19 protein-coding genes are annotated in these 22252 nt (G+C 68.1%); 7 read left to right on the top strand and 12 right to left on the bottom strand.

Annotated features, from left to right (window positions below):
• Nucleotides 1-132 precede the first annotated feature (132 nt).
• From AC3WLF_RS11065 to AC3WLF_RS11050, 4 genes are read right to left on the bottom strand one after another with little or no spacing between them, the layout of a single operon-like run.
• Nucleotides 133-1188: a porin gene (locus AC3WLF_RS11065; protein ID WP_492358209.1), complete on the bottom strand. Its 1056-nt coding sequence runs from the start codon at nt 1186-1188 to the stop codon at nt 133-135.
• 44 nt (nt 1189-1232) lie between these two features.
• The gene (locus AC3WLF_RS11060; RefSeq protein WP_492317251.1) at nt 1233-2012 is read right to left on the bottom strand and encodes a cyclase family protein; all 780 of its coding nucleotides are present in this window, start codon (nt 2010-2012) and stop codon (nt 1233-1235) included.
• A gap of 26 nt (nt 2013-2038) precedes the next feature.
• Nucleotides 2039-2566 carry a flavin reductase family protein gene (locus AC3WLF_RS11055; protein ID WP_492358208.1) on the bottom strand — a complete coding sequence of 176 codons (528 nt, stop codon included), beginning with the start codon at nt 2564-2566 and terminating at the stop codon, nt 2039-2041.
• Nucleotides 2553-3671: an LLM class flavin-dependent oxidoreductase gene (locus AC3WLF_RS11050; protein ID WP_153953330.1), complete on the bottom strand. Its 1119-nt coding sequence runs from the start codon at nt 3669-3671 to the stop codon at nt 2553-2555. Before AC3WLF_RS11050 ends, AC3WLF_RS11055 begins: the two co-directional genes overlap by 14 nt.
• A 106-nt stretch (nt 3672-3777) precedes the next feature.
• Between AC3WLF_RS11050 and AC3WLF_RS11045 the strand changes: the two genes are divergently transcribed.
• Entirely contained in the window at nt 3778-4341 is a 564-nt protein-coding gene (locus AC3WLF_RS11045; RefSeq protein WP_492352379.1) for a winged helix DNA-binding protein, read from the top strand.
• A gap of 382 nt (nt 4342-4723) precedes the next feature.
• On the opposite strand, the gene AC3WLF_RS11040 is transcribed toward AC3WLF_RS11045, so the two are convergent.
• Together AC3WLF_RS11040 and AC3WLF_RS11035 are read right to left on the bottom strand one after the other, a co-directional pair.
• Nucleotides 4724-5707, bottom strand: coding sequence for a Bug family tripartite tricarboxylate transporter substrate binding protein (locus tag AC3WLF_RS11040; protein ID WP_492358207.1), 984 nt, complete (start codon nt 5705-5707; stop codon nt 4724-4726).
• A gap of 107 nt (nt 5708-5814) precedes the next feature.
• Nucleotides 5815-6792, bottom strand: coding sequence for a LysR substrate-binding domain-containing protein (locus AC3WLF_RS11035; protein ID WP_492356051.1), 978 nt, complete (start codon nt 6790-6792; stop codon nt 5815-5817).
• A 125-nt stretch (nt 6793-6917) separates the two neighbouring features.
• Between AC3WLF_RS11035 and AC3WLF_RS11030 the strand changes: the two genes are divergently transcribed.
• Nucleotides 6918-8090: a CaiB/BaiF CoA transferase family protein gene (locus tag AC3WLF_RS11030; RefSeq protein ID WP_492317255.1), complete on the top strand. Its 1173-nt coding sequence runs from the start codon at nt 6918-6920 to the stop codon at nt 8088-8090.
• Between the two features lie 11 nt (nt 8091-8101).
• A complete protein-coding gene (locus AC3WLF_RS11025) occupies nt 8102-8923 on the top strand; it encodes an HpcH/HpaI aldolase/citrate lyase family protein (RefSeq protein ID WP_492356050.1) in 822 nt (273 codons plus the stop codon).
• Nucleotides 8924-8933: 10 nt separating this feature from the next.
• Here AC3WLF_RS11025 and AC3WLF_RS11020 read toward each other — a convergent pair whose 3' ends face one another.
• Nucleotides 8934-10259, bottom strand: coding sequence for an MFS transporter (locus tag AC3WLF_RS11020; protein ID WP_492358206.1), 1326 nt, complete (start codon nt 10257-10259; stop codon nt 8934-8936).
• 67 nt (nt 10260-10326) lie between these two features.
• Nucleotides 10327-11496 (bottom strand): M20 aminoacylase family protein, encoded by a 1170-nt coding sequence (locus AC3WLF_RS11015; protein ID WP_492358205.1) that lies wholly within the window; start codon nt 11494-11496, stop codon nt 10327-10329.
• Nucleotides 11497-11616: 120 nt separating this feature from the next.
• Between AC3WLF_RS11015 and AC3WLF_RS11010 the strand changes: the two genes are divergently transcribed.
• Entirely contained in the window at nt 11617-12576 is a 960-nt protein-coding gene (locus AC3WLF_RS11010) for a LysR family transcriptional regulator (protein ID WP_492358204.1), read from the top strand.
• A gap of 73 nt (nt 12577-12649) precedes the next feature.
• Here AC3WLF_RS11010 and AC3WLF_RS11005 read toward each other — a convergent pair whose 3' ends face one another.
• A complete protein-coding gene (locus tag AC3WLF_RS11005) occupies nt 12650-13270 on the bottom strand; it encodes a flavodoxin family protein (protein WP_010811027.1) in 621 nt (206 codons plus the stop codon).
• Nucleotides 13271-13583: 313 nt separating this feature from the next.
• Here AC3WLF_RS11005 and AC3WLF_RS11000 point away from each other — a divergent pair, with 313 nt between their 5' ends.
• Nucleotides 13584-15782 (top strand): TonB-dependent receptor family protein, encoded by a 2199-nt coding sequence (locus tag AC3WLF_RS11000; RefSeq protein WP_492358203.1) that lies wholly within the window; start codon nt 13584-13586, stop codon nt 15780-15782.
• Between the two features lie 27 nt (nt 15783-15809).
• On the opposite strand, the gene AC3WLF_RS10995 is transcribed toward AC3WLF_RS11000, so the two are convergent.
• Genes AC3WLF_RS10995 through AC3WLF_RS10985 form a run of 3 tightly spaced genes read right to left on the bottom strand, consistent with a single transcriptional unit; the run spans nt 15810 to nt 20172 of the window.
• Nucleotides 15810-16235 (bottom strand): universal stress protein, encoded by a 426-nt coding sequence (locus tag AC3WLF_RS10995; RefSeq protein WP_492317263.1) that lies wholly within the window; start codon nt 16233-16235, stop codon nt 15810-15812.
• A gap of 11 nt (nt 16236-16246) precedes the next feature.
• On the bottom strand, nt 16247-17266 hold the full coding sequence (locus AC3WLF_RS10990; protein WP_492352386.1) for a TerC family protein: 1020 nt from the start codon (nt 17264-17266) through the stop codon (nt 16247-16249).
• A 59-nt stretch (nt 17267-17325) separates the two neighbouring features.
• Nucleotides 17326-20172, bottom strand: coding sequence for an AMP-binding protein (locus tag AC3WLF_RS10985; RefSeq protein WP_492317265.1), 2847 nt, complete (start codon nt 20170-20172; stop codon nt 17326-17328).
• Between the two features lie 278 nt (nt 20173-20450).
• Between AC3WLF_RS10985 and AC3WLF_RS10980 the strand changes: the two genes are divergently transcribed.
• Nucleotides 20451-21074: a hypothetical protein gene (locus AC3WLF_RS10980; RefSeq protein ID WP_492317266.1), complete on the top strand. Its 624-nt coding sequence runs from the start codon at nt 20451-20453 to the stop codon at nt 21072-21074.
• Nucleotides 21050-22153 (top strand): metal-dependent hydrolase, encoded by a 1104-nt coding sequence (locus AC3WLF_RS10975; RefSeq protein ID WP_492317267.1) that lies wholly within the window; start codon nt 21050-21052, stop codon nt 22151-22153. The genes AC3WLF_RS10980 and AC3WLF_RS10975 overlap by 25 nt, the downstream gene beginning before the upstream one ends.
• Nucleotides 22154-22252: the final 99 nt, after the last annotated feature.

Below are 22252 nucleotides of genomic sequence, written 5' to 3'. Positions count from 1 at the left end.
TCGCGCGATCGTCGCCACGCGTTTGTTGTCGTTCCACATAGTTTAGGCATAAACATATGATTGTGGAAATATTTTTTTGGAGCGACGAAGGAAATCTGGTCGGCGCCTCGACTGGAGGCGCCGAGGCTGCCACTAGAACTTGTGGCGCAGGCCCAGCCCGAAGGTGTTGCCCGGATTCAGGTCGGTCACCTTGTCATAGCGCCAGGCGGCGTAAAGGTCGGTGCGCTTGGAGAACGGGTAGTCGTAGGCCAGCGTGGTGGTGTCGCGGCGGGCCGAGCCCAGCGTCTCGTTGCCGCCCTGCCAGGTACGCACCCACGTTGCCATCAGCGAGCCCGGCCCCAGCGGGGCGCTCGCGCCCACCTGCATGGTGCGGTTGCGTTGCCGGCTCAGCGTGCTGAAGCTGTTGTCCGACCGCGCGTACTGGCCGAACAGCTTGACCACCTTGAAGTCGTAGGACAGGCCCGCCAGGTAGGCCATCTGGTAGCTGGCGCCGCTGGCCGCGAATTCCGGCGCATTGACCCCCACGCGCTGCACCGCCAGCGTGGCGCCAAAGTTGCCGTTGAAGTAGGTGGCATTGCCGCCGTAGTTCTGCTTGCCCTGGTGTCCGGTGCTCTCGCCGGTGGCGTAGATCGCATTGAAGCGCAGCCCGCCGAAACCGGGGCTCTGGTACAGCACCGAGTTGTCCCAGGCGGTGTCACCTGCGACCGAGTTGCCGACCGGCGCGCCCGGCGGCGTGGTGTAGGCATGCAGGAACATCGGCGAGAACACGGCCGAATCCGCCAGCGGGTTGAACAGCAACATCGACACGAACCACGGCGTGGTGTTGCGGCCGAGCTTGATCGCGCCGAAGCCTCCGTTCAGGCCAACATAGGCATTGCGCCCGAATATGACGTCGCCGTCGAAGCGGCCGACCTTGCCGTTGTCGGTACGGAAAAAGCTCTCCAGCGTGAACTCGGCGTTCAGGCCGTTGCCGAGTGCTTCCTGCCCGCCAATGCCCCAGTAGGAGGTGGTCAGGCCGGAACTGTCGACGACCGCGGTGCTGTGGGCATCGCCACTGGCACGCACGGAGCCGGCAAAGGCGTCAATCGTGCCATAGAGCTGCACGGTGCTCTGGGCCTGCGCGGCGCCGGAGGCGAGGCTGCCGGCGGCCGCCACGGCGGCCAGCAGGATCCTGCGTTGGTGTTTCATTGTCTCCCTTCCTTTCTCATTTCTTGTGGACGTCTGCGGCTCTGTCAGGTGGCCGCGATCGCCAGTACCCGCAACGGACTGCCCGACCCGTTCTGGATCTTCAGCGGTGCCGCCACGATCAGCGTGCCGGTGGGCGGAAGCTGGTCCAGGTTCTTCAGGCATTGCAGGCCGTACTTGTTCGCGCCGTGCATCAGCGTGTGGCACGGGTAGGGCAGCGGCCAGGCGTAGGACTGGCCGGCATCGGTGTTGATGGTTTCAACGCCGAAGCCGTGGACATTGCGTTCATGGATCAGCCACTCGACGGCTTCTTGCGTTGGCCCAGGCGTGTGAGCGCCGTCGTCGCGCAACCCCAGGAACTCCGCCGGATCCGTCTTCTTGCTCCAGTCGGTGCGCAGCAGCACCCAGGCGCCGGCGGGAATGCGGCTGTGGTCGGCTTCCCAGCGCTGCAGGTGCGCCACCGTCAGCACCCAGTCGGGGTTCTCCGCCACTTCGGCGCTGGCATCGACCACTACCGCGGGGGCGATGAAGTTGGCCGGGTCGATGGTGTCCACGGTGTTGTTGGCGTGGTCCTTGCCCGAGATCCAGTGCACCGGCGCGTCGAAATGCGTGCCGGTATGCTCGCCGCAGGAGAAGTTGTTCCAGTACCAGCCCGGTCCCTTGTCGTCATATTGGCTGATGCGTTCCATCTTGAACGCCCACACCTGCCCGAACTCGGGGGGTAGCACCAGCGCGGGGAAGTCCGGCGACAGGGTCTGCGTCAGGTCGATGATCCTTGCCTTGCCGCCGGAAAGGTCCGCGGCAAGCTGTTGCACGGTGTTGCTCATGGGGTTTCCTTGTTGTGTACGCCGTATCAGGCCGAAGCGTGCGCCAGCCGCGTGTACCGTCCCTGCCAGTAGAGCAGCGGCGCCGGGGCCTGTTCGGACACATGGACCGCCCGCACGCGCCCGATGATCAGGATGTGCCCGTGGCGCTCCAGCAGTTCCTCGGCCTCGCAATCCATTGCCACCACGGCATCGGCCAGCACGGGGGCGCCGTCTGCGGTCAGCTGGGTCCAGGCGTCGCTGCCGTAGCGCGCGGCGCCGGCCTCGCCGCCAAAGCCGGTGAAGCGCTGCGCGATCGCCTGCTGCTCCACGCGCAGCAGGTTCACGCCGAAGCGCCGCGTGCTCTGCAGCAGCCCGGCCGAAGAACTCCTCGCCTTCATCGACGCCACCACCATCGGCGGCTCGGCCGAGAACGACGACACCGAGGTTGCGGTGAAGCCGCTGCGCTCTTCGCCTTCGGCCACCGTCACCACGGTCACCGCGCCGGCGAAGCCGCGCATTGCCTGCTTGAACTGTTGCTGCAGCGCCGCCAGCCGGTCGTGCTTACTGGCCGCCATTTTTCGACCCTCCGGGCTGGCGCAGGCCGCGTGCCTCCAGGATCGGCAGCACCGTGTCGCGGAAGTACGGGAACTCCTTCACGTAGTCGACGAACGACAGCGTGGTGCCCTTGAAGCCGGCTTCGGCCAGCGCGCAGATGCCATCGGCCACTTGCTCGGGCGTGCCCACCAGCGGGAAGCCGCCGTGGCCCGCCGCCATGCGGTCGCGGATCAGCGCCAGCAGGTCGTGCGGGAACGACTGCGCGTTGGCGAACTGCAGCGCCACCAGGTTGTCCACCGCGGCCCAGTCGGCGTTGTCCTGCGCAAAGTGGCGCAGGTAGTCGCGCGCTTCCTGCTCGGTCGGGCGGCACACCACGTGCGAGAAGGTCAGCACTTGCACCGGCTTGTCCGCCGCACGGGCCTTGGCTTTCAGCTCGGCCACTTCCACTTTGGAACGCGCCAGGTCGATCGCCGGCGTGAACAGGAAGTTGGCGTTCTGGATGGCGAAGTCGCGGCCTTCGCCGGAGCCGGCGGCGTTCAGGATCGGCGGGCGCTCGCCGTGCCACGGCTTGGGCAGGCCGTAGATGCCCTTCAGGTGGAAGTTCTCGCCGTCATAGTTGAAGGCGCCGTCGCGCTCCCAGATCTGCTTGATGACGTCGAACCACTCCTGCGCATAGCTGTAGCGCTTGTCGTGGCCGGCGGCCAGCGGCAGGCCCAGGGCTTCGTACTCGGGGCGGTTCCAGCCCGCCACGATGTTCAGGCCCGCGCGGCCCTGGCCGATCTGGTCCAGCGTCGCGATCTGCTTGGCCACCACCGCCGGGTGGTTGGCCGCGGTGTGGATGGTGGCGAATACGGTCAGGTTCTTGGTCTGCGCCAGCAACCCGGCCGCCCACGTGATCGTTTCCAGCACCGAGCCGTGGAAGTCGGTCTCGCCGCCGTAGCCGATCCAGCGCGCGATCGGCAGCATGAAGTCGATGCCGGCATCGTCCAGCATCCGGGCCAGCTTCGCGTTGTTTTCCCACGAGTTGTCCCAGCGCTCGCCGATCTTGGTCACCGACATGCCACCCGAGCAATTGGTCGCAAACGTGCCCAGTACAAAGTCCTTCGTGTTCAGAATTTTTCTCATGCGTATCTCCCGGCCAAGTAGAATCCCTAGCATGCGCCGCACGCGGATAATGCGGCGCCCGTACTGCCCTGAAAAACCCACGCACGCAACGTGCGTCGAGCTGACAATGCCCAAGACCTCGAGTAACTCCACGCCATCCGCGAAAATCGACCGTACTGCCGAACAACATCGCTGGCACCTGGCGACGGATGATTTCAGCGTCGAGATCACCGACCTCGAATACGCCGTCATGCGGGTTTATCAGTCGTTCCTGCGGTGGCAGTCCGAATGCCTGGCGGCCGTGACCGGGATTACGCTGAGCGGGCAGGAAAATACCCTGCTGCACATCATCCGGATGCATGAGCGGCCCAAGACCATCAAGGACCTGCTGCACATGACCAACCGCCAGGACGTGCCCAACATGCAATATGAGTTGCGCAAGCTGCTCAAGGCCGAACTGGTCGACAAATACGGCAGCGCACGCACGGGCATTTACTACTTCGCCACTGACGAAGGCATAAGGGTGTGCGACGAATTTGCCCGCTTGCGGCGCGAGACACTGCTCGAGACCGCGCAAGGCGAATTCGGCCCTAAGCCCGGCGCGCTGAGGGCGGCCGGACAGCTGGAACAACTGGAGAAGGTCTACGAGATCGCTACGCGTGAAATCGCGACCTATCACCGCCGTCGCTAGAAGGCGTGGTTTTGGAAACTCATCGGGGGGCGCTGTCTCCTGGTGGCGCGTGACGTATCGCGCGCATCAAATAAATAATCAAATAAAAGATTTATTTGATGCAAATGTAGCGCACTCCCGCAGGCTTCGCCAAGGCATTTTGAGTTAGGGGAAACACCAAGAGGGATGGCCCTGATGGTTCGCCGTCGTGGGGCTGTCTGGCCCGACGATTAGCCGAAGGCAGGAACTACCTCTTGAGGAAAGCTGCTGGAAGGGGTCTTGTCGCGATAATGTCGCGACCGGTGGGTGCTGGAGCTGGCGGCGCTCGTTGCCCGATAGGGTTGGGGGTGTGCGGGAGTGGCGGCATGCCCGCTGGCGTGCCGCCTGGGTGTCCGTTTTGCGCTTAGTCCACCTGCGCGCCCGATGCCTTCACGATGCGGGCCCACTTGTCCATGTCGGACGCCAGCATCTTGCTGAACTGCTGCGGCGTGCCCGTCATCACTTCGGCGCCCTGTGCCGCCAGCTTGTCGCGCAGGGTCTTGTCCGCCAGGATCTCCTGCATGGCCTGGCCGAGCTTTTGGGTCACGTCCTTCGGCGTATTCTTTACCGCGAACAGGCCGACCCAGAGGTCGCCGCTATACCCGGGCACGGTTTCGTTGATCGCGGGAATGTCCGGCGCGAACGGCGAGCGCTTGGCGGAGCTGACGCCGAGCGCGCGCACCTTGCCCGCCTTGATATGGGCCAGCACCGACGGCAGGCTGGCGAAGGCCAGCGGCACCTGGTTGCCCAGCACATCGTTCAGCGCCGGCGCGACGCCCTTGTAGGGCACGTGTTCGAGCTTGATGCCGGCCATGCTGTTGAGCATCTCGCCCAGCAGGTGGTTCAGCGTGCCATTGCCGGCGGAGGCATAGCGGTAGTAGTCCGGCTTGGCCTTGGCCATCGCGATCAGTTCGGGCAGCGACTTGGCGGGGAAGGCGGGATTGGCCACCAGCACGTTCGGCACGCTTGCCACCGGGGCGATCGGCTCGAAATCCTTGACCGGGTCGAACGGGATGCTGCGGTACAGCGACGGGTTGATGGCCTGCGTGCTGCTGATGGTCATCAGCAGCGTGTAGCCGTCCGGCGTGGCGCGGGCCGCTGCCTGGGTGCCGATATTGCCGCCGGCGCCCGGGCGGTTTTCCACCACCACCTGCTGGCCGAGCCGTTGCGACAGGGTCGCGGCGACCAGGCGCGCGACGATGTCGTTGGTGCCGCCCGGCGCCTGCGGCACGATCATCTGGATGGGCCTGGTCGGATAGGGGGCGGCGGCGAGGGCCCTGGCGCTGAACAGCGGCAGGCAGGCGGCCAGGGCAGCGGCGGCTGCCAGGGCGCGGCGGGTGCGTTGCATGGTGTCTCCTGGAATTGCGGGGCCGTGAATGCCGGCCCAGGCTGGTGGCAACTCTAGCCGACTGCCGCGCCGGCGTGAAATTCAATCGCCGACTACGGGCATAAGTTTTATTGATCGGCCGCAGGCGGCGGAATGAGCGGCTTGAGCGACCCGCCTGCCGCAATGCGCTCGGCCACCAGTTCACGCAGCACCTCCGCCACGGCCTCGGCCGCGCTGGTGCGCGGCAGCGCGCGTGGCCAGCACAGCGACAGCGTGCGGCGCAGTTCCGGCACGATCAGGTGCCGCGGCACTTCGCTGTCCGCGTCGGACAGCGACGACGCGGGCAGGATGGTGCACGCCAGGCCCTCGCGCGCGGTCGCCAGCAGGAAGGGCAGCGAATCCAGGTCGGCCACCACGTTCAGCGACACGCCGGCCTGCGCGAAGGCAAGCTCGACCACTTCGCGCAGGCCCTGCGAGCCGCTTGGCAGCACGAGTGGCAGCTCGCCCAGTGCCTTGATCGCGACCGTGGCGCCTTCCGCACCGGCCTGCACCCGGGACTTCGCTTGCGCCGTTGCGCGCCCGCGCGTCACGGGAGGCGTCCCGACCAGGTATAGCGATTCGCTCGCCAGCCGCTCCAGTTCCACCGCGCGCGACGGCACATCGCGGAACAGGATGGCGAAGTCCAGCCGGTTGTGGTCCAGCAGCTCCGAGATATAACCGCTCATGCTCTCGAACAGCTGCAGCCGGATTTGCGGATAGCGGGCGCGCACCGCGCGGATCAGCGGCATGCCGAATGCCGCTGCCGCCGTGGTGGGCAGGCCGATGGCAACCATGCCGGTAACATCCGTGCCGGCCACCCGGGCCTCGGCGCCTGCGATCTCCACCTGCCGCAGGATATTGCGGGCGTGGCGATAGAGCGTGCGGCCGGCTTCCGTGGGTTTGACACCTTTGGCGCCGCGGTGGACCAGCGGCACGCCCAGCTCTTTTTCCAGTGCCGCCAGCTGCTGGCTGAGTGCGGGCTGCGCCACGCAGACCACTTCGGCTGCCCGCGTCAGGCTGCCCTGGTCGACGATGGCGATGAAATAGCGCATGGCGCGCAGGTCCATGGCAGGCTCCGGGAGAATTCCAAGGTATTCATTCTACTTATGATCCCCTCGGCAATCGGTATTTCCCAGGTGCGGCCCGCTCCGGTAGATTGCCGTCAGGACATTGCGCAAAACCGGATACCACCATGCCCCATCCCCTCGAAGGCATCACCGTCGTTTCCCTGGAGCAGGCGATCGCGGCCCCGTTCTGCACCCGCCAGCTGGCGGATCTGGGCGCGCGCATCATCAAGATCGAGCGGCCTGGCAGCGGCGACTTTGCCCGCGCCTACGACACGCGCGTGCGCGGCTTGTCTTCGCACTTCGTCTGGACCAACCGCTCCAAGGAGAGCCTGACGCTCGACGTCAAGCACGCCGGGGCCGCCCCCGTGCTGGCCGGACTGCTCGAACGCGCGGACGTGCTGGTGCAGAACCTCGCGCCCGGCGCGGCCGCGCGCCTGGGCCTGGACTTCGATAGCCTGAGCGAAAAGTACCCGCGCCTGATCGTGTGCGATATCTCGGGCTATGGCAGCGACGGCCCGTACCGCGACAAGAAAGCCTACGACCTGCTGGTCCAGAGCGAGTCCGGCTTTGTCTCCGTGACCGGCACGCCGGACGACGGCGTCAAGGCAGGTGCCTCGGTGGCCGATATTGCGGCCGGCATGTACGCCTATACCAATATCCTGGCCGCGCTGCTGGAACGCGGCAAGACCGGGCGCGGCAAGCGCATCGATATCTCGATGCTGGAATCGATGGTGGAGTGGATGGGCTTCCCGCTCTACTACGCCTTCGATGGCGCCGAGCCGCCGCCGCGCGCGGGCGCGGCACATGCCACCATCTATCCCTATGGCCCGTTTCCGACCGGCGATGGCAAGACCGTGATGCTGGGACTGCAGAACGAGCGCGAGTGGGTCGTGTTCTGCCAGGCAGTGCTGGGCGAACCCGATCTCGCCACGCATCCCGACTTTGCCAGCAACAGCCTGCGCAACCAGAACCGCGCTGCGCTGCGCGCGCGCATCGTCGACAGCTTCTCGGGCCTGACCGCCACCGAAGTGGTCGACCGGCTGGAGGCCGCCAGGATTGCCAATGCGCGGGTCAATACCATCGCTGACGTTTGGGACCACCCCCAGCTGGCGGCGCGCCAGCGCTGGCGCCAGGTCGACACGCCGGTGGGCCCGGTGCCGGCGTTGCTGCCGCCGGGCATGACCGAGGCACGCATGGACCCGATTCCGGCGCTCGGCGCGAGCACCGATGCCATCCTGGCCGAACTGGGCCAGACCGCGGCGCAGATTGCCGCGTTGCGCTCGGCCGGCGCAGTCTGAAAGGAGCAGCCATGCCGATCGCCAATCCTCGCAGCTACCTGTTTGTCCCGGCCTCGCGCCCGGAGCGCATCGCCAAGGCGATCGGCTCCGGCGCCGATGCCGTCATTGTCGATTTCGAGGATGCGGTCGCGCCCGCCGACAAGGGGCAGGCCCGCGACGGGCTTGGCGCCCCATGGGCGGCGCTGGGCCAGCAGGCAGCGGCAGCCGGCGTCGCCATGCTGGTGCGCATCAACGGCGCCGATACCGCGTACTACGAAGACGACCTCGCCTGGTGCCGCGCACAGGGTGTCGCGGAAATCGTGCTGCCGAAGGCCGATCCGGCCGGCGTCCATGCGCTGGCTGCGGCATTGCCCGGTGTGCGCTGTTTCCCGCTGGTCGAGAACGCCGCCGGCTTCGCCGGCTTGCGCGAGCTGGCCCGTGCCGGCGGCGTGGTCCGGCTGCTGTTCGGCAGCATCGACCTGATGTTCGATCTCGACGTGCAGGACGACGGTGAAGCGTTGCACTACTTTCGCAGCCGGCTGGTGCTTCATTCCCGCGCGGCCGGTTTGCCCGCGCCCGTGGATGGCGTTTGCACCGCAATCGGCGATGACGCTGCACTTGCCGCGGAAACGCGCCGCGCCCGGACCTTCGGCTTTGGCGCCAAGCTGGTGATCCACCCGGGCCAGGTCCGCGGCGTGCACGACGGCCTGGCGCCGTCGGCCGATGAGCGGCACTGGGCCGGGCGCGTCATGGCCGCGGCCGCCGCTGCCGACGGCGCCGCGGTGGCGGTGGACGGCAAGATGGTGGACCGCCCGGTGCTGGAGCGCGCGCGCCGGATCTTGTCCGGAGCGTAGTCCACCACAGTCAGTCCAGCCGCTTGCCCGCCGTCTCCGGCACCATCGCCAGCCCGACCAGCGAAATCAGGCCGCAGCCGATCACATACAGCGCCGGCGCGCCGGCATTGCCGGTCAGTTCGATCAGCCAGGTGGCGATCAGCTGCGCGAAGCCGCCGAACACCAGCACGCCGATGCAATAGACCACCGACAACCCGCTCGCGCGGATGCGGCGCGGGAACAACTCAGTGATCAGCACCACGGACGGCACCACGTTCAGCACCAGCGGCAGGGCCAGCATCGCGACCACGGCCAGCAGCGTGCCGAGCGACGGCCGTGCGTTGAGCAGCAGGAAGGCGGGGTAGACCAGCACCAGCATCGCCACGCGCGACCACAGGATGGCGGGCTTGCGGCCGATGCGGTCGGACAGCCTGCCGGCATACGCAGACAGGGCCACCTGCACCAGCGCGGCGACGCAGCCGGCGGCCATGCTGAGCCCGAGCGGGATCTTCAGCACCGTCACCGCGTAGCTGGTCATGTAGTGCAGCACGATATAGGTCGCGGAGGTGCCGCCGATCGTCACCAGCACGCCGGCAACCACCACGCGGCCATGTCCGCGGAAGATTTCAGACAGGCCTGCACGTTCATGGCCCGGCGCGCCGGCGGCCGGCGCTTCGGCGGTTTCTTCCAGATGGCGGCGGATATAGAGGCCGAGCGGGATCACCAGGATGCCGATGGCGAACGGCACGCGCCAGCCCCAGCTTTGCAGGGCATCAGGCGAGAGGCCGTTGGTCAGCGACAGCCCGACCACCGCCCCCAGCAGCACGCTCACGCCCTGGCTGAACAACTGCCAGCTGCCGTAGTAGCCGCGTGAATGGTCGTCGGCGTACTCCATCAGCAGCGCCGTGGAGGCGCCGACCTCGCCGCCCAGTGCAAAGCCCTGCAGCAGCCGCGCGAGCACGATCAGCAGCGGCGCGGCCAGGCCGGCCTGCGCATAGGTGGGCGTGACCACGAACAGCAGCGAGCCCAGCCCCATCAGCCACAGCGTCAGCGCCATGGCCGGCTTGCGCCCCACGCGGTCGGCGTAGAGCCCGATCAGCAGGCCACCGAGCGGGCGCGCGACAAAGCCCACGCCAAACGTGGCCAGCGACAGCATCAGCTGGCCGAAGCTGCCGGCCACGGGAAAGAACAGCTTGCCGATCAGTACCGCGAAGAAGCTGTAGACGGTGAAATCGTAGAACTCCAGGCCGTTGCCAATGGTGATGGCTGCGATCACGCGACGGCGCGGTGCGGCGCGGCTGGCCGGGGGCGCGGCATAAGCGCCGTCCAGCGGCTGCGCGGGCAGGGAAGTGGGCATTCGGTGTCTCCGTGGGGTGGGGTGGCGCCGGCCTCTTGGCCGGTCATTGTCGATGGCGCAGCGTGGCTCAGCGCAGGTAGCGCTCGACCAGCTTGACCCAGTAGGTGGCCGCAAGCGGCAGGCAGGCGTCGTTGAAGTCGTAGCCGGGGTTGTGCACCATGCAGCCGCCCTCGCCATCGCCATTGCCGACGATCAGGTAGCAGCCCGGACATTCCTCGAGCATGAAAGAGAAGTCCTCGCTGCCGGTCAGCGGCACCATGTTGTCGATCAGGCCGTCCTCGCCCAGCCATTCACGCGCGACCTCGCGCGCCATCCCGGTGGTGGCCGGGTCGTTGACCAGCACCGGGTAGCGGCGGTCGTAGTGCACCTCGGCGCTGGCGCCGAAGCTTTCGGCCTGGGCATGCGCCAGCGCGGTGATGCGCGCCTGCAGCAGGTCGCGCACCTCGGCCTTGAGCGCACGCACCGACAGGCGCAGCTCGGCGCTCTCGGGGATCACGTTGGGCGCCTTGCCGGCCTCGATCGCGCCGACGGTCACGATGGCCATGTCGAGCGGGTTCACGTTGCGCGCCACCACCGACTGCAGCGCCATCACCATCGACGCGCAGGCCACCACCGGATCGACCGCCCGGTGCGGCACCGCACCGTGGCCACCGCGGCCGGTGACGCGGATCGTGACGGTATCGGACGAGGCCATGAACGGCCCGCCCAGGAAGCCGAACTTGCCGGTCGGGTGGCCGGGCATGTTGTGCAGCGCGAACACCGCATCGCAGGGAAACAGGCGGAACAGGCCGTCCCGGATCATCTCGCGCGCGCCGCCCATGCCTTCCTCGGCCGGCTGGAAGATGACGTGCAGCGTGCCGCGGAAAGGCTTGTGCTCGGCCAGGTAGCGGGCCGCGGCCAGCAGCGTGGCGGTGTGGCCGTCATGGCCGCACGCATGCATCTTGCCGTCGATCTTGCTGGCATACGGCAGGCCCGTGGCTTCGCGGATCGGCAGCGCATCCATGTCGGCGCGCAGGCCGATGGCGCGGCCTTCGCTGTGACGCAGCGTGCCCACCACGCCGGTGCCGCCCAGGCCGCGATGCACGGCATAGCCCCAGGCCTGCAGGCATTCCGCCACCAGGTCGCTGGTGGCGAATTCCTCGAAGCCGAGCTCGGGATGGGCGTGGATACGGTGACGCAGGTCCACCATCTCGGCTTCGATGGCGCGGATGCCGGGCAGGACGGGATCTGGATGCATGGGGTCTCCGGAGGCTTGGTCGGGGGGTTGCGTGGGGCGATCTTATGCAGGGCCCGTGCGTGCCGATAGCCGCAATACTGTTATCCTGACAACCATTGGTTGTCACCATCCCGAACCGCCATGACGATGAAACTCCACCAGATCCAGGCGCTGGTAGCCGTTGCCGATGCCGGCAGCATCCGCGCCGCCGCCCGACTGGTCGGGCTGTCGCAGGCGGCGGTCACCAAGGCGTTGCGCGAGCTGGAAAGCGAGGCGCGGCTGCCCTTGCTGTCGCGTACCGCCAGCGGCGTGGCGTTGACCGAGGCGGGGCAGCGCATGCTGGGCCACGCCCGGCTGGTGGTCGGGCAGCTCGCCCGCGCCGGTGAAGAACTGGCCACGCTGCGCGGCGAGGGGGTGGGGCGGCTGAGCATCAGCGTCACGCCCTGGGTCATGCTGACTTTCCTGCCGCGCGTGCTGCTGCGCTTTCGCGAGCGCATGCCGGGCGTGCAGGTGGAGATCTTCGAAGGCCTGACCGCGGTGGCCTTGCCCCGCTTGCGCGAAGGCACGCTGGACTTTGCCGTGGGGCCGTTCACGGCGGCGATGTCCACGCAGGAATTCGAGTGCGAGCCGCTGCTTGCCTACACCTCGTGCGTGATCGCGCGGCGCGGGCATCCGTGCGCGGATGCGCGGTCGCTGCACGGACTGCTGGAGCAGGACTGGGTCGTCAACTACACCGCGGCCAGCTACGAGTCCTTTATGCGCAACCTGTTCTGGCAGCATGAAGCGCGCATCGACCCGGCGCGGCTGCATTGCGCGCACTCCACCGCGCTGCTGCTGGAGCTGATCCGCAATGCCGGCATGATCAGCTATTGCCCGCGGCCGCTGCTGCTGACCGAGTCGATGCGCAGCTGGGTCCAAGTCTTTGCGCTGGCCGAGCAGTTCGAGACCAGCCGGCTCGGCATCATCACGCGCCACAATGCGGTAGGCAGCCCCGCGGCGCAGTGCTTCACCGATTGCCTGCTGCAGGAAATCCGGCGCCGCGCGCGCTCGGCGGCGCAGAAGGACAGCGAGTTGTTCGACGCGCTGGAAGTCTTGTACTGACCGCCCAGGCTCGCGACTGCCCGGAAAAGAAAATCGGCCCCATGCGGGGCCGATGCGTCTGGGTGCGGCCGGATCAGGCAGCTTCTTTCAGTTCCGCCAGCGCGCGCCGGCCCGCGACCAGTTGCTGCGCCACTTCGGCCACGCGGGCACCCAGGTGCTCGGCGGTGCGCAGATCGGCCAGCGGCGGCACCACGTCGGCGCTTTCATCGGCGTTGGACTGAGCGGCGGCGCCCAGGAAGAAGCCGTGGCGGTTCAGCGAGTCTTCGGTCGACTTGGAGTTGTTGTGGCCCGGGGGCAGGCCCAGGTTGACCCAGTGCATGCCGTGCTGCGCCGCGAAGATCGCGATCTGCTGCAGCGTGGCCAGCTTGTCGCCGGAGCGCGAAGCCGCGTTGGTGAAGCCGGCTGCGACCTTGTTGGCCCACTTGCCGCCCTTGGCAAAGACATTGCGCGAGGTGGCGTCCATAAAACCCTTGAACTGTGCCGAGGCGCTGCCCATGTAGGTCGGCGCGCCGAAGATGATGGCGTCCACCTGTTCCAGCGTGTCCCAGTGCTGGTCGATGTCCTCGACCGGGATCAGCAGGCTTTCGGTGCCTGCGACATTGCCGGCGCCGCGCGCAACGGCCTGGGCTTGCTTGGCGGTGTGGCCGTAGCCGCTGTGGTAGACGATGGCGACGCGGGTTTGTGCGGTGGTCATGATGGCGGATCCCCTTGGTAGTAGCGAAAATCTGAATACCCTTATGCTGCATCGCGTGATGGACTGGTGCGGTTGCGGCGGGTGGTGAAAGCAGTGTAGGGAGCCGTGGGGCGGGCTGCGTGAGCGTCCATGCAATCAGTTGTTGAATTTTTCTGAACAACCGGAATCCGGTGCCGGCTCCATCTCGTCCGCGGGTTTTCCCCGCGGCCAAGCGCGTGGCAATAGTGCTGTGGAGACGATAAAGTTGCGACACATTCACCTGTGCGCGGCGCCTCCACATCCGCGCCAGAACCCGCAACCGCTTTCCGATCCCATGAAACCAGGCGGCAGGCAGATTTTGGCGGTCCGGCAGCAGCGCCGTTCCGGTAACCCCAGCATCCCGTTCGCGAACCGCTCCGCGCTGGCGTTCGCTGCGCTGGTCCTGGCCAGCTCCGGCGTGCGTGCTGCCGACCCGCCCGGCACGGCAATGGCCGCCGCCACCGCCGAAACCCTGCCCGACGTGGTGGTCAGCGCCACCCGCAGCGAACAGCGCCGCTTTGATGCGCCGGCGGCGGTGGACAGCGTGCCGGTCGATCCGCTGCGCAGCGCCACGCCGCTGGTGAACCTGTCCGAGGTGCTGGCCGGCGTGCCGGGCGTGGCGGTGCGCGACCGGCAGAACTACTCGCAGGACCTGCAACTGGCGGTGCGTGGCTTTGGCACGCGCTCCACCTTCGGCGTGCGCGGCGTGCGCCTGTATGTCGACGGCATCCCGGCCACCATGCCGGACGGGCAGGGCCAGGCTTCCACTGCCGACCTTGCCAACGCCAGCCGCGTCGAGGTGCTGCGCGGCCCGTTTGCACAGATGTATGGCAATGCGTCGGGCGGCGTGGTGCAGGTGTTCACGCCCGATCCGCCCAGGGATGGCTTTAGCGGGCGCGCGTCGACCGGCTTCGGCTCGGATGGCCAGTGGCAGGCGGGCATCGCGCTGGCCGGCGGCAACGACCGGCTTGGCGGTTCGCTCGACGCCTGGACCTACCAGACCGACGGCTACCGCGACCACAGCGCGGCGCGCCGCTACCAGCTCAATGCCAAGGTAGTGGCGCAGCCGGCGAGCGGCACGCGCGTGACCGGCCAGTTCAACTATTTCAACCAGCCGCTGGCGCAGGACCCGCTGGGGCTCACGCGCGCGCAGGCCGATGCCAACCCGCGCCAGGCGGTGCCCGCGGCGACCCAGTTCGATACCGGCAAGAATGTCGAGCAGGCCCAGGCCGGCGTGGTGGTGGACCACCAGCTGACCGGGACCGACAGCCTGTCGGCACGCCTGTACGGCGGCACGCGCAACCTGTACCAGCGGCTGGGCTTCAGCGGTGCCGCGCCGAATTCGGCCGGCGGCATCGTCGACCTGGACCGCACCTACGGCGGCGCCGCGCTGTCATGGAGCCGGCGCACCACCACCGCCGCCGGCCTGCCGCTGCTGTGGAGCGCCGGGCTCGAAGCCAACGGCATGCGCGATGGCCGCAACGGCTACGTCAACCAGAACGGCACGCAAGGCGCGCTGCGCCGCGACGAGACCAATACCGCGACCGACCTCGGCGCCTTTGCACAGTTCGACTGGACCTTCCACCCGTCCTGGCAACTGGTGGGCGGCGTGCGCGCCAGCCGGGTGCGGCTTGGCATTGATGACCACTTCATCAATGCGGCCAGCCCCGATGACAGTGGCAACGCAACCTACAGCAACCTCAGCCCCGTGCTTGGCGTGGTGTGGCACGCGCTCGACTCACTCAACCTCTACGCCAACCTCGGCCGCGGCTTCGAGACGCCGACGCTGACCGAAGTCGCCTACGGCCCCGGCGGCGTCGGCAGCAACCTGGGGCTGCAGGCCTCCACCAGCCGCCAGGGCGAGATCGGCATCAAGTGGCAGGCGGCGGGGCAGCGGCTGGAGGCGGCGCTGTTCGATGCCGACAGCCACGACGAGGTGGTGCCCCAATCGAACAATGCCGGGCGCACCGTCTACCAGAATGTCAGCGGCGTGCACCGGCGCGGCTTCGAACTGGGCTGGCGCGGTGGCTTTCTCGGTGAGGTGGGCACGCCAGGCAAGGGCGGCGGCAGCCGTATCGAGGCAGGACTGGCCTATACCTGGCTCGATGCTTACTTCGGCGACAGCTTCGTCAACGCGCAGGGCCAGACCGTGGCGGCCGGCAAGCGCCTGCCCGGCACCGCGCGCCACAGCCTGGGCGCGGACCTGTCATGGCGGCCGGCAGCGCCGCTGACGCTGGGGGCCGAGCTGCGCGTGGACAGCCGCGTCTACGCCGACGACCTCAACACGCAGGCCGCGCCAGGCTATGCGGTGTTCAACCTACGCGCCGGCTATGAGTTCCGCATCGGCCCGACCCGGCTCTACGTCTTCGGCCGCATCGACAACCTCACCGACCGGCGCTATATCGGCTCTGTGATCGTCAACGAGGCCAACGGGCGGTATTTCGAACCCGCGCCCGGGCGGCGCTTCTTCCTGGGGCTGCGCGCTGCCCTGTGAGATGCGCCGGGTGGCGCTCTGCTGTGGCTAGCTCCTGACCAGCAGCACCGGGCAGTGCGCGTGCGCAAGCACCCGCCTGGCCACCGAGCCGATGATGGCATCCAGGAATCCGCCGCGGCCGTGCGAACCCATCACGATCAGGCTGGCGCCGATACTGCTCGCATACTCGACGATGCGGGCCGGTGCGAAGCCGACGAAGCCATGGCACTCGCAAGCGATACCGGCCTCGCCCAGGATGCTGGCCACGGACTGCATCGCCTTCTCGTTCTGTTCGCGATGCCAGGCATCCAGGGTGGACCGGTCGATGAAGGTCTTGATGTCGCCAGCCACATCCGGTTCGCAGTGCACCACGTGTACCACGAAGTCGCGGCTGAACAGGGGATTCTGTACCAGGTAGCGGGCGGCCGCGTCGCTATAGGCCGACCCGTCGGTCGCAAGCAGGATCTTGTTCATGGAATCGCTCCTTATGTGCGCCGGTTCCCCGCCCTGCGCTCACGCGGGGCGCAGTGGCCGCCCAGTTCGTCCCCGGCGTGCGCAAGCGTGCGCCTGGCCCTGGCCCGGCTGACCAGGACGGACACGAACAACGTCATGGCGACGGCGCCGAGAGACCAGTGCACCGGCACATGGAACCACGGCTCGGCCAGCATCTTGGCGCCGATAAAGGCCAGCACGATGGCCAGGCCGTACTTCAGATAATGGAAATGCTGCGCCAGGTTGGCCAGCAGGAAATACAGCGCCCGCAGCCCCATGATGGCGAAGATGTTCGAGGTGAAGACAATGAAGGGATCGGTGGTGACAGCGAAGATGGCCGGAATGCTGTCGACGGCAAACACCAGGTCGGTCGCCTCGACCAGCAGCACCACCAGGAACATCGGCGTCGCATGGCGCAAGCCGTCGATGCGCACGAAGAAGTGCTCGCCGCGATAGTCCGCGGTGATCCGCATATGCGCGCACAGGAAGCGAACGATGGGATTGCGCGAGAGATCGGGGGTACGCCTGGAAACGAACAGCATCTTGATGCCGGTGAACAGCAGGAACACGCCGAACACATAAAGGATCCACGAGAATTCGCTGATCAGCCAAACGCCGAGCAGGATCATGACGGCGCGCATCACGATCGCGCCGACCACGCCGAACAGCAGCACCCTGCGCTGCAACTCCGGCGGCACCGCAAAGTAGCCGAAGATCATCGCGAACACGAACATATTGTCGACCGACAGCGACAGCTCGATCAGGTAGCCGGTATAGAACTCCAGCACCTTGCGGTCTGCGGCCTCGCGTCCGGCGCTCCCGGCCAGCAGCCACCACAGCGCGATGCCGAAGAGCACGGCCAGCGTCGACCAGGCCAGGGTCCAGCCCAGCGCCTCGCGCGTCGAAACGCGGTGCGCGTGCCGGCCGCCAAGGACGAACACGTCGATGACCAGCGTTCCCAGCACCAGGACCAGGAAGCCGGCCCACATCGGCGCGGTGGCAAAGGTATCCATGCCGCTAGTGTCCTGCTCCGTCGGCAGATGTCATGGCAAGTTCCTCGCGGCGCGGCACACTAGGCCCGCCTCGCATCCCGGTGCGTCGTGCGCCGCGCATCCGGTTCGCCGCAGTAGTGCAGGATCTCGGCGCGGGCAGTGTTGCGCAGGCGCATGGCGGCGGGCCAGTCTGCGCCGTCCGGCCAGAGCGGGCTGCCGATGACCACGCCGATCGGCCCGCGGCGCGGCAGCCACTGGCCGTCGCGCAGCACCGAGCGGGTGCCGCGGATGGCGACCGGCACCACCGGCGCGCCGGCCCGCGCGGCCGCCAGGAAGGCGCCCGAGCGGAATGCCTGCAGCCCCGGCGCGCGGCCGAAGGTGCCTTCGGGGAAGAACAGCGCCGAATGCCCGGCGCGCACCGCGGCCACCACGCGCTCCACGTCCTCGTGCTCGCGCACGTTATCGAAGCGGTCGATGAAGTCGGCGCCGATGCTGGCCAGGTAGGTGCCGGGAATGCGCTGGCCCTGCAGCTCGCGCTTGGCGACCATGCATACCGGCGTGGGCAGCGCCGCCACCAGCACGATACCGTCCAGGTAGCTGGCATGGTTCGAGACCAGGATGCAGGGCCGGTCGCGCGGCAGGTGCTCAAGCCCTTGCACGAACCAGGGCACCGCGCCCAGCCTGAGAAACAGCCGGGCAACGTGGTGGCTGAGCGTCCAGCCCAGTGCCGGCCGGTGCAGCGCAACCGATGCCAGCCAGGTCGCCGGCGCCAGCGTTGCGAACAGGAGCCAGGCATAGAGGGCGTAGGACAGGCCCGCGGCGGTCTGCCGGCCGCGCCGCAGCTCCGGCCGCAGCGCGCGCCAGCCAAAGCGCGCGATCTGCAGCCAGGGCGCTTCCACGCCGCGGCCGGGGCGCCCGTGCTCGAAGCGCTCGCGGCAGGCGGCGCGCCGGATCTTGCCGCTCGATGTCTTCAGGATGCTGTGCGGCGGCACCAGGGCGATGTGGTCGGGCGGCATGCCCAGCACGTCGAGGGCGGTCTTCAGCGCCTGCCGGTGCAGCGCCCGGCGCGCCTGCACATCCTTCTCTGCGGTCTCCGCCATCACCACGATGCGTTCGGTGCCGCTATCCGGATCGGGGCTGCCGAACACGGCCACGCAGCCCTTGCGTATGCCGGGGATGGCGCCGACCGCCTGCTCCAGTTCGTAGGGATAGATATTGCGGCCGCCGCGCACGATGGTTTCCTTGGCGCGCCCGGTGATATAGACCTCATCGGCCGCCATATAGGCATAGTCGCCGGTGTTCAGCCAGCCGCGGTCGAACAGCTGGCGGGTCTGCACGGGATTGCGGAAATAGCCGCTGGTGGCCGAAGGGCCGCGGAACTGCAGCAGGCCCTCATGCCGCTCGCCCAGTTCGCGTCCGGTGGCGTCGACGATGCGGACTTCGTGGCCGGACAGCGGCCGGCCGCAGGACGGGAATTCCAGGGTCTCGCGCTCGCCAGTGGGCGCGTGTTCGCCCGCGGGCACGGCCACGGCAGTGCGCGTGAATTCGTCGCGGTCGATGCGGTCGGCCGCCAGCCCTCGGCCAAGCGGCGGAAAGGTCAGGCCCAGCGAGGCCTCCGCCAGCCCGTACACCGGCGCGGCAGCCTGCGGGCGCAGGCCGTAGCGGGCAAAGCGCTCCATGAAGGCGCGCATGGTCTGCAGGCTTACCGGCTCCGCGCCATTGAAGACGAAGCGCCAGCTGGACAGGTCGAGCCCGGCCAGGTCGGCATTGGCCAGCTTGCGCAGGCACAGCTCGAAGGCGAAATTGGGCCCGCCCGAGAGCGTGCCGCGGTACTTGTGGATCGCCCAGAGCCAGCGCTCGGGCCGCGCCAGGAAGGCAAGCGGCGACATCACCACCAGCGGGTAGGCGTAGTACAGGCTGCCCAGCCAGGCGCCGATCAGGCCCATGTCGTGATAGAGCGGCAGCCAGCTGACAAAGACGTCTTGCGAGCCGACGGCCAGGGTCTTGCCCATGGCGCGCAGGTTGGCCAGCAGGTTGGCATGGCTGAGCACGACCCCCTTGGGCGAGCCGGTGCTGCCCGAGGTGTATTGCAGCAGGGCGATGTCGTGCGTGCGCAGCATCGGATGGACCGGGGCGCCGCCGCCGTCCGCCAGCTCCTGCGGCGTGAGCACGCTATGCAGCGTTCCCGTGCTGGCCTTGAGCAGGGCCGCCAGCGGCCGCGCCTGTGCCACCGTGATCAGGACCGGCGCCTGCGCGTTGGCCAGGATGCCGGCGTGGCGCTGCAGGTGGTCGCCGATCTGCGCCAGCCGCGCCGGCGGGTAGAGCGGTACCGGAATCCCGCCCGCCAGCAGCACGCCGCAGAAGCTGTAGAAGTAGTCGGGGCTGGTAGGCAGCATGATGGCCACCGCCGTGCCCGCGCTCACGCCGCGGGACACCAGCCCGGCGGCGATGGCCGCGGCGCCGCGGTGCAGTTGAGCAAAGCTGATCTGCGTGTCTGCGCCGTCGCCGTCCTGCAGGATGATGTGGGTGCGCTCCGGGTGGCTGCGCAAGTGCCAGCGCAGCACGTCCGGCAAGGTGGCGGCGCTGTCGGGCGCCTGTGCCGCCGGGGCAGGGCGGGCCTGGCGCAGGTGCGTGCCGCTCGCGCCGGGCGGCAGGTCCTGGGCGGCGAGCAAGGCGCGCAGCAGCGCGCGCGGGGTGTCGGCCTGGGCCAGCACCTGCTCCGGCAGGCTGACGCCGAAGCGGTGTTCAAGGCGGGTCAGCAGCTCGGCGCGCGTCAGGCTGTCGAAGCCCAGGTCGCCTTCGAGCGTGCTGTCCAGCGCGGCCGTCACTTCGGACTCTGCCGGCGGGCGCATGGCCGAAGACATCTCCCGCACGATGCCGAGCAGGGCATCTTCGTAGTTCTGCCTCGGGGGAGAATCCGCTTTCATGCGCGTACGGCCTCTGTCCACGCGACACCGCGGCCGCCGCCGAGTGCTGGCTGGCACGGCGGCCCTTGCCGATGACGCCTGGACTGACACCCTAAAGATAGGCTGCGTGGGGAAATTGTCGAGGCAGGTGCCGAACCGGGCACAGGCGGGCAGGCCCCCGACTGCACGCCGATCCGGCAGCATCGTGCACATGACAATGAAATCCGCGCCCGCGTGCGGGCTGCCTTTCTATGCTGGAAGGTAGAGCGCGGACGCGCATTCCCGAGGATGGCAAAGCCATGAACGATGATGCAGCCCTGGCCGGCCGGATCCTGGAGGTTGCCCTGATGCTGGGCGAGCGCAGCGGCTGGGATGCCCTGCACCTGCATGACGTCGCCGACGACATGGGCATTGGCCTGGACCAGATCCATCGGCATTACCGGCAGAAAGACGACCTGGCCGAGGCCTGGTTCGAACGGGCCGACCTTGCGCTCGTGCGTGCTTCCACGCGTGAAGGCTGGGCCGCCCTGTCCCACCGCGAGCGCCTGGAGCAGGCCATCCTCGCCTGGCTCGAGGCGCTGGCCCCGCACCGGCAGCTCACCGCCCAGATGCTGCGCTACAAGCTGCAGCCGGAGCACGTGCATCTGCAGGTGCAGGGCCTGCAGCATATCAGCCGCACCGTGCAATGGCTGCGGGAATCGGCGCGCCTGCCCGAATCCGGCTGGCGCCGCGAATTGGGCGAGGTCGTGCTGACCGGAATCTTCCTTTCCACCTTTGGCTGTTGGCTGCGCGACCGTTCGCCGGATTCCGGCCGCACGCAGGCGTGGCTCGAACGCCAACTGCGCTGCGCCGAGCGCCTGGCCTGGCGCCGCCCTGTCGACAAGGAAGCCCGGTCCGGATGGACACGATCACCCATGCCTTGATGGGGGCGCAGGCAGCGTTTGCCATCCCCATGGCCGAGGTCCCCGGCCGGCGACTCAGCACGCGCGAACGCCTGCTGCTTGGCGCTGCCGCCGGTGCCTTTCCGGATATCGATTTCCTGGGCTTTTTGGTCCATCCGCTGCGTTTCCTGGCGCAGTGGCACCAGGGGCCGACCCATTCGCTGCTGCTGCTCCCTGCCTGGGGCGCGCTGCTTGCCGGCCTGTTCTGCCTGGCGGCGCGCCGGCGCGAGGCCTGGAGGGAAGCGTTCGCCGTCAGTTGCCTTGGCGTGGCCAGCCACATCGCGCTGGACCTGATCACCGTTTATGGCACCCGCATCTTCTATCCCGGCTCCGAACGGCGCTTCAGCCTTGGTACCAGCTTCCTGATCGATCCGCTGCTGAGCGGCATTGTCGTGTCCGGACTGGTCCTGACACTGTTGCTAGCGCTGCAGTGGCGCGGTCGGGCGGCACTGGCGGGCATGGCGCTGCTGTGCGCCTATGTCGGCGTCCAGGCTGTGCTCAGGCAACGGGCGCTGGAACTGGGCAACGAATCCTTGCGTGCCGCCGGCATCCACGCGCAGCGCGTGGATGCGCTGCCCCAGCCGTTCTCTCCGTTCAACTGGAAACTGATTGCCCGCGCGGAGACGGACTACCGCGTCGCCCACGTCAACCTGGCCGGGCATCCGGCCTGGGTGCCGCAATGGCAGGTGCTGGGCCGCCTGCCGGCCATGGCCAGGGCCTACGAGCCGCCCGGGCGCATGGCCTGGACCCAGCGGCCGCGGCTGCCGGAGGCGCCGGCTGAGCAGGCGCTGGCATGGCAGCTCTGGGTGCGGCCGGACTTTGCCGATTTCAGGCAGTTCGCGGTCTATCCGGCCTTGTCCGCCATCACGTCGATGCGGGCATCACCATCCGTGCCGCCGGGCGCAGCGGTCGCCTGCGTCTGGTTCACCGACCTGCGCTACGACCTGCCCGCGCTGGAAGACACTTTCCGCTATGGCTTTTGCCGCGACAGTGCGCAGGCACCGTGGCGGCTGTACCGGCTTGCCTATTTCAGCCAGGACCAGCGCCAGCGCCTGGACTAGGGCAGCGCGGCGCTTGGCCACGCATCGATTTGCCTGTTCCGCGATAGACCTTTAAGGTGTCGGCTTTGGCCGGCGCATACCGGGATTCCGGGGCCCGGC

It is taken from the genome of Cupriavidus sp. FW306-01-F10A, assembly GCF_058782785.1.
This window is presented reverse-complemented; position numbering and strand designations above follow the sequence as displayed.

Excerpts from the sequence above, each read along its gene's own strand:
- AC3WLF_RS11065 (WP_492358209.1), bottom strand. The coding sequence starts at position 1,188 with ATGAAACACCAACGCAGGATCCTGCTGGCCGCCGTGGCGGCCGCCGGC.
- AC3WLF_RS11060 (WP_492317251.1), bottom strand. The coding sequence starts at position 2,012 with ATGAGCAACACCGTGCAACAGCTTGCCGCGGACCTTTCCGGCGGCAAG.
- AC3WLF_RS11055 (WP_492358208.1), bottom strand. The coding sequence starts at position 2,566 with ATGGCGGCCAGTAAGCACGACCGGCTGGCGGCGCTGCAGCAACAGTTC.
- AC3WLF_RS11050 (WP_153953330.1), bottom strand. The coding sequence starts at position 3,671 with ATGAGAAAAATTCTGAACACGAAGGACTTTGTACTGGGCACGTTTGCG.
- AC3WLF_RS11045 (WP_492352379.1), top strand. The coding sequence starts at position 3,778 with ATGCCCAAGACCTCGAGTAACTCCACGCCATCCGCGAAAATCGACCGT.
- AC3WLF_RS11040 (WP_492358207.1), bottom strand. The coding sequence starts at position 5,707 with ATGCAACGCACCCGCCGCGCCCTGGCAGCCGCCGCTGCCCTGGCCGCC.
- AC3WLF_RS11035 (WP_492356051.1), bottom strand. The coding sequence starts at position 6,792 with ATGGACCTGCGCGCCATGCGCTATTTCATCGCCATCGTCGACCAGGGC.
- AC3WLF_RS11030 (WP_492317255.1), top strand. The coding sequence starts at position 6,918 with ATGCCCCATCCCCTCGAAGGCATCACCGTCGTTTCCCTGGAGCAGGCG.
- AC3WLF_RS11025 (WP_492356050.1), top strand. The coding sequence starts at position 8,102 with ATGCCGATCGCCAATCCTCGCAGCTACCTGTTTGTCCCGGCCTCGCGC.
- AC3WLF_RS11020 (WP_492358206.1), bottom strand. The coding sequence starts at position 10,259 with ATGCCCACTTCCCTGCCCGCGCAGCCGCTGGACGGCGCTTATGCCGCG.
- AC3WLF_RS11015 (WP_492358205.1), bottom strand. The coding sequence starts at position 11,496 with ATGCATCCAGATCCCGTCCTGCCCGGCATCCGCGCCATCGAAGCCGAG.
- AC3WLF_RS11010 (WP_492358204.1), top strand. The coding sequence starts at position 11,617 with ATGACGATGAAACTCCACCAGATCCAGGCGCTGGTAGCCGTTGCCGAT.
- AC3WLF_RS11005 (WP_010811027.1), bottom strand. The coding sequence starts at position 13,270 with ATGACCACCGCACAAACCCGCGTCGCCATCGTCTACCACAGCGGCTAC.
- AC3WLF_RS11000 (WP_492358203.1), top strand. The coding sequence starts at position 13,584 with ATGAAACCAGGCGGCAGGCAGATTTTGGCGGTCCGGCAGCAGCGCCGT.
- AC3WLF_RS10995 (WP_492317263.1), bottom strand. The coding sequence starts at position 16,235 with ATGAACAAGATCCTGCTTGCGACCGACGGGTCGGCCTATAGCGACGCG.
- AC3WLF_RS10990 (WP_492352386.1), bottom strand. The coding sequence starts at position 17,266 with ATGGATACCTTTGCCACCGCGCCGATGTGGGCCGGCTTCCTGGTCCTG.
- AC3WLF_RS10985 (WP_492317265.1), bottom strand. The coding sequence starts at position 20,172 with ATGAAAGCGGATTCTCCCCCGAGGCAGAACTACGAAGATGCCCTGCTC.
- AC3WLF_RS10980 (WP_492317266.1), top strand. The coding sequence starts at position 20,451 with ATGAACGATGATGCAGCCCTGGCCGGCCGGATCCTGGAGGTTGCCCTG.
- AC3WLF_RS10975 (WP_492317267.1), top strand. The coding sequence starts at position 21,050 with ATGGACACGATCACCCATGCCTTGATGGGGGCGCAGGCAGCGTTTGCC.